This is a genomic window from Enterococcus sp. BWB1-3, assembly GCF_016745275.1.
Taxonomy (GTDB): Bacteria; Bacillota; Bacilli; order Lactobacillales; family Enterococcaceae; genus Enterococcus_L.
In genome coordinates this window covers 1-5,597 of the sequence record NZ_JADOEP010000051.1, presented here as the reverse complement: position 1 = coordinate 5,597, position 5,597 = coordinate 1, and the positions used below count along the sequence as shown (strand labels likewise).

Here is a 5,597-nt window from a genome sequence, read left to right as displayed (position 1 = left end):
AACCCCCAGACAACAATTTGAACAAGAAGCTTTTATAGTTGTGAGTTGATTTGACAGTGAGCCTCTTGGAATGTGGCTTAAGTCTGGGAAGTCTGGCGGATACCAGACTGTCCTGATCAGACTACCACACACCAACTCACAATCAAATCAACAACGGAACGTAGAGATAACAGACATTTTTCACTTATTTCGAAAAGTGGCTAACTTGTTCTTGAAATTTGGGAATGCTTCTGAAAGTATTTTTTTGAAACTAGTTTGTGATTAGTTATGTCTAAAAAATCTCCTATATCCTCCATAGAATACATAGCGTATCCACTAAATTCTCCTCCAATAGTGTTTACAGCTCCAATTTTTAGATTTTCTTTAGTCGATGGATTTTAAAGCAGTTATTAAAATTTTTAGTCTATTATCAGACCGGAAAAGGTAAATCTTTAAAAATGCTTCTTTTACCCATGTAGGTTGTTCACTCGACTTACTAATCTACCATATATCAGCTGGTTTTCCTTTATATAAAGTTTTCATAAAATATTTTCTTTTTTGCTTTGTTTACTATGGATTACAAGAATTCGGAGTTCCATCTTGTCCATATGGACCGCAGCTATGAGCTTTGAAATTTTTAGTCTTTTCTCCGTTTAACTCTTTGGGAGTTGGCGAAGTGGCTAATCTCCAAGAAGTCCAGTAAGTGCATCAGCCCAGAATCCACCAAAAATTTGTTTCAATTTTTGATTAGAAATTTGCTTAACATTCTTCATAAATAAGCACCTCTAATTTTGTTTTCTTGATTTATGCTACTTGTCTCTATATTTTTCTATAAAAAATGTAATAAGACTTACTATCACTGAAAATAAGATTATAAGATTTAGTTTCCATGGATAGCCAGATAAATTGCCGAAAAAATAGATTATTCCAACTGTAAAAAAGAAGTTGAATAAAATTTCTCGTATACGAAGATAGATTTTATTCATAAATTTTTCCTTGCCTCCTTACTCAAAATTATCCTCCATTTCGATTGAAGCAACCATTTTTTGACATATGACTTATTTCGGCACCTAAGCCACCAACTAATGCAAAAGGTCCTAATTTCCAATTCTTTACAGTGCCAGTTATAGCCGCGCCATAGGCACCAGCAACACATGTATTTAAGTATTTTCCCTTGCTCCATTGTCCACCACCAATAGTTTGTTGCATTTCAACAGTACTTAGTTCTTTAACATTTTGCATGTTTAAACACGCTCCTTTTTAATTATTTTTGGTACTAGTAAACAATACTATAGTTCATTTGTATACAGTAAAAATCTTCCTGAACCTTATTAAATTTATTCTTGAATAGTTAAAATGCTAAATAAATTTAATTCAAGAATGAAAAAGGTGGTGTTCAAGAACTGTTTTCAAATTTTTTGTTGAATCATGAGACAATATTTTTACCGCATTAAAGCTATATTGAGGATTTTTCTAAAAAAATTTTTTAGAAGGAGTTGTGTTAGATAAGTGATAAAATCATTTCCTTTTGTGCACCAACAAGATGAAAAAGATTGTGGTGTTGCCTGCCTTTCGATGATTTTAAAATATTTTAAATCTGATATTCCGATTCATAAATTAAGGGATCTATCTGGGACAGATTTAGAGGGGACTTCAGCATTTGGTTTGAAAAAGACATTTGAAACATTATCTTTTGATTGTATGGCTATTCAAGGTGATAGTAAGATCTGGAAGGAAAGAGATCTTATCTTACCATTAATTGCACATATATTGGTTGATAATAGCTATATGCACTATGTTGTAATTTATAAAACGAAGGGAAATGTACTATGGATTGCAGATCCTGCGAATGGAAAAAATAGAAAAATGATTGAAGAGTTTGAAAAAGAATGGACAGGTATTCTTTTGATACCTATCCCTAGAGAAACCTATATGCCTATTAAAGAAAAAGTAGCTGGATTAAGTTCCTTTTTGCCTATAATTTGGAAACAAAAAGGATTAGTATTCCATATCGTTTTAGCATCGATTTTCATTACGTTTTTTGGGATAGGGAGCTCATACTATTTTCAAGGTATACTTGATTTCTTCATTCCTAATCAAGCTCGTTCTACCTTAAATATAATTTCCATTGGATTGATCGCTGTCTATTTATTTCGGGGATTGTTTGAATACAGCCGAAGTTATCTTCTTATTATTTTAGGACAGCGAATGAGTATGGCAATTATGCTTCAGTATTTCAAACATGTGTTAACTTTACCAATGAATTTTTTTGCTACGAGAAAATCAGGGGAAATTATTTCTCGTTTTCTTGATGCCAGTAAGATTATTGATGCTTTAGCAAGTGCAATGTTATCAATATTTTTAGATATCGGTATGGTGTTGCTTGTTGGGATTACCTTAGCTATTCAGAATAGTACGTTGTTTTTAATCACTCTATGCTCGTTGCCTTTTTATTTAGTTGCAATATTGGCTTTCGTGAAAAGCTATGAAAAATCGAACAGGGAAGAAATGGCAGCCGGTGCAACTGTAAATTCTAGTATCATAGAAAGTCTTAAAGGAATAGAAACAATTAAAGCATATAGCGGTGAAGAGAAAGTATATAACTGTGTAGACCATGAATTTGTCAAATTAATGAAAAAATCATTTCGTACGGTTACGCTTGATAACATTCAACAAGGAATTAAACATTTGATTCAATTAATCAGCAGTGCATTAATTTTATGGTTAGGTTCTTATTTCGTTATGGATAATAAGATTAGTCTAGGGCAACTTATCACATACAATGCCTTACTAGTTTTTTTCACAGATCCTTTACAAAACATTATTAATTTACAAGTGAAAATGCAAACGGCTCAAGTTGCAAATAATCGTTTAAATGAAATTTTTGCGATTGATCCAGAACAATCGAACCAGTCTTTTGAATATATGATTTCTGAACAATTATTTCAACAAGATATTACTGTAAAAGACGTTTCATTCTCGTATAGCATGAAGGTACCCATGTTGAACGAAATTTCATGTACAATTCCTTCGCACAGTAAAATGGCTATAGTTGGAGTTAGTGGTTCAGGAAAATCAACCCTTGCAAAGTTATTTGTTCGTTTTTATGAAGCAACAGAAGGATCGATCCATTATGGAGACATTAATCACTTAGACATTCCTTTTCAGATATTGCGTGATCGAGTGACATATCTGCCTCAAGAGTCATTTTTCTTTAGTGGAACAATCATTGAGAACCTTATATTCGGTTTAGATAGCCCACCAAGCTTCGAACGAATAATAGAGGTTTGTGAGGTAGTACAACTAAATGAATTTATTAATCAACAGCCATTACGTTACGAGACATTGTTGGAAGAAGGTGGAAATAACCTTTCAGGAGGACAAAGGCAACGATTAGCCATAGCACGGGCTTTATTAAAAGATCCAGATATATTAATTCTAGATGAAGCAACTAGTGGATTAGATACTTTGTTAGAACATACAATTATGAATTATCTACTCAATTTAAAAGAAAAAACTATTATTTTTATTGCGCATCATTTACCAATAGCAAAAGCATGTGATCAAATTTTAGTTCTCCATGAAGGCTGTTTGGTGGAAAAAGGAACGCACGATGAACTTCGTTTTGCTGAGGGTATCTATCAAAAATTATGGGAAATCTAGGAGAGGTAAGCGATTTATGCAGAATAATAATTGGTTAGAACATTCTAGTATCTATACTAAGCAACATCATAGCTTCTACCGTTGGGTGTTATATCCTGTAATTCTTTTTTTATGTACTATTGGATTGTTTTTAACCTTTGCTAAAAAAGAGGTTGTTATTCGGACAACGGCTCAATTGAGCCCTGAAAAAATAGAGAAGTTACAAGTGCCATTAGAAGCTAAAATAATGGAAAACTTCTTAAAAGAAAATCAATTTGTTCATAAGGGCGATGTGTTGGTTAGATTTGATTGTTCTTTAATAGAGAATGAAAAGACTCAGATAGAACAAGAAAATCAACGTATTACTCAACAAATAAAGATGGCTCAGCTATTTATTGAAAGTATAAGTAAAGGAGAAAATTTATTTTCAACGGATGATAGTTTTGGCTACAGTAATCAAGTAAAAAGCATATTGTCAGAAAAAGAATCAATTCGCTACGCTTTGAAGCAAAGTGAATTAAATGATCAAAAGCAATTAGAAGTATACGAAAAGACAAATAGACAACTAGAAAAACAAATTGAGAGTTCAGATAGTAAATTACAAGAATGGCAACAAGTGCAGGTAGCTTGGAGTAATAATCAATCATTAAAAGGATTCTCAGAAGAAATGATGTCAAACTATGAGAATTGGCAGCAGCAACTAAATAATGTTTCTGATGAGCAAAAAAATCAAGTAAAACAGACAATTTCAGCGAGCATAAATGAACAAATTGAGCAACTAAAAAAAGAAATAGAACAGTATCAGTTAGAAAAAGCTAAATTAGTTAAACCAACTACTTCTGAGAATGACCGAAAGAGTCAATCTGAAAAAGGAAAGCAAGAGATAGAACAAGTAATAACAACTGTAAAACAAACACTTACAGAGCTAAATGAAAAACAAGAAAAGAACCAGTCTGTTATCAAGAGTTTGGACGATCAACTTTCACAAGGAGTACTAAAAGCGTCTGTATCTGGAACGATTCATTTAAATGAAGATACAAAAGGACAAACAGAACTAGCCAAAGGAACAGTGCTTGCAGAAATTTATCCAGTCCACGAAAAATCAAAAATGATATTTACAGCATTTTTACCTGCGAATGAAAGTACCTATATTAAAGAAGGTATGAAAGTTCATTTTAATTTGGATCAAAAAGGTGTTGCTCCGATTACGATCGATGGAACTTTGGATGAAATTTCAGAAAATTCTATTGTAACTGAGAAAGGTGCATTTTATACAGTAAAAGGATCCTTAAAAACAATTCAATCAATACCGTTTCGTTATGGATTAACTGGAGAGTTGTCTTTAATTGTAGGAGAAAAAGTATATTGGCAACAAATTGTCGATGTGTTTCTAAATAAAAAATAATTATTTTCACTAAGAACACAGGAGGAGTTTACATGAATAAAAGAAGATGGATTGCTGTGGGAATAGCGTGCGGATTATTGTTACTATCCATTATCATTGCGCTAATTCCAGGAAAAGATAAAGAGGAAGCGTCAAATACAACCTTAACAGGAATAAATAAGATTTTTTATGGATCTAACGAAATCACAGAAGAAACGTTAGAAGAAGGAGCGTCAAATAAAAAGATTATCAAACTATCCGTCGATGGAGTTATTTCAGATACAGGTGAAAGCAATCTTTTTAGTAAGGAACAATATAACCATCAGATTTTTTTAACACAGCTAAAGAAGATTCAAGAAGACAAAACGGTTAAGGGAGTGTTATTAGAAGTAAATTCACCTGGGGGAGGGGTATATGAAAGTGCTGAGATTGCTAAAGAAATGGCAGAAATTAAAAAGCTAGATATTCCTATCTATATAAAACCTGTAAAAGAATTTGAATTATAAGCATAACCGATCGATCACCTGTGTAGGAACCGTATTAACCCACTGAATAAACGAACGGACAGCTAGTGTTATCTGATAGTACTTTG

General features: G+C 32.5%; 4 protein-coding genes and 1 pseudogene. 3 read left to right on the top strand and 2 right to left on the bottom strand.

Annotated elements, in window-relative coordinates:
* Window positions 1–200: 200 nt before the first annotated feature.
* A pseudogene (locus IW492_RS18225) lies at window positions 201–480 on the bottom strand (hypothetical protein).
* A gap of 513 nt (window positions 481–993) precedes the next feature.
* On the bottom strand, window positions 994–1,221 hold the full coding sequence (locus IW492_RS17640; RefSeq protein ID WP_202069399.1) for a hypothetical protein: 228 nt from the start codon (window positions 1,219–1,221) through the stop codon (window positions 994–996).
* Window positions 1,222–1,488: 267 nt separating this feature from the next.
* On the opposite strand from IW492_RS17640, the gene IW492_RS17635 reads away from it, so the two are divergent.
* Genes IW492_RS17635 through IW492_RS17625 form a run of 3 tightly spaced genes read left to right on the top strand, consistent with a single transcriptional unit; the run spans window position 1,489 to window position 5,511 of the window.
* Window positions 1,489–3,642 carry a peptide cleavage/export ABC transporter gene (locus IW492_RS17635; protein ID WP_202069397.1) on the top strand — a complete coding sequence of 718 codons (2,154 nt, stop codon included), beginning with the start codon at window positions 1,489–1,491 and terminating at the stop codon, window positions 3,640–3,642.
* Between the two features lie 16 nt (window positions 3,643–3,658).
* Window positions 3,659–5,026 (top strand): HlyD family secretion protein, encoded by a 1,368-nt coding sequence (locus tag IW492_RS17630; protein ID WP_202069394.1) that lies wholly within the window; start codon window positions 3,659–3,661, stop codon window positions 5,024–5,026.
* A gap of 32 nt (window positions 5,027–5,058) precedes the next feature.
* On the top strand, window positions 5,059–5,511 hold the full coding sequence (locus IW492_RS17625; protein ID WP_236671999.1) for a hypothetical protein: 453 nt from the start codon (window positions 5,059–5,061) through the stop codon (window positions 5,509–5,511).
* Window positions 5,512–5,597 lie beyond the last annotated feature (86 nt).

Coding starts and splice junctions, on each gene's coding strand:
- IW492_RS17640 (WP_202069399.1), bottom strand. CDS start 1,221: ATGCAAAATGTTAAAGAACTAAGTACTGTTGAAATGCAACAAACTATT.
- IW492_RS17630 (WP_202069394.1), top strand. CDS start 3,659: ATGCAGAATAATAATTGGTTAGAACATTCTAGTATCTATACTAAGCAA.
- IW492_RS17625 (WP_236671999.1), top strand. CDS start 5,059: ATGAATAAAAGAAGATGGATTGCTGTGGGAATAGCGTGCGGATTATTG.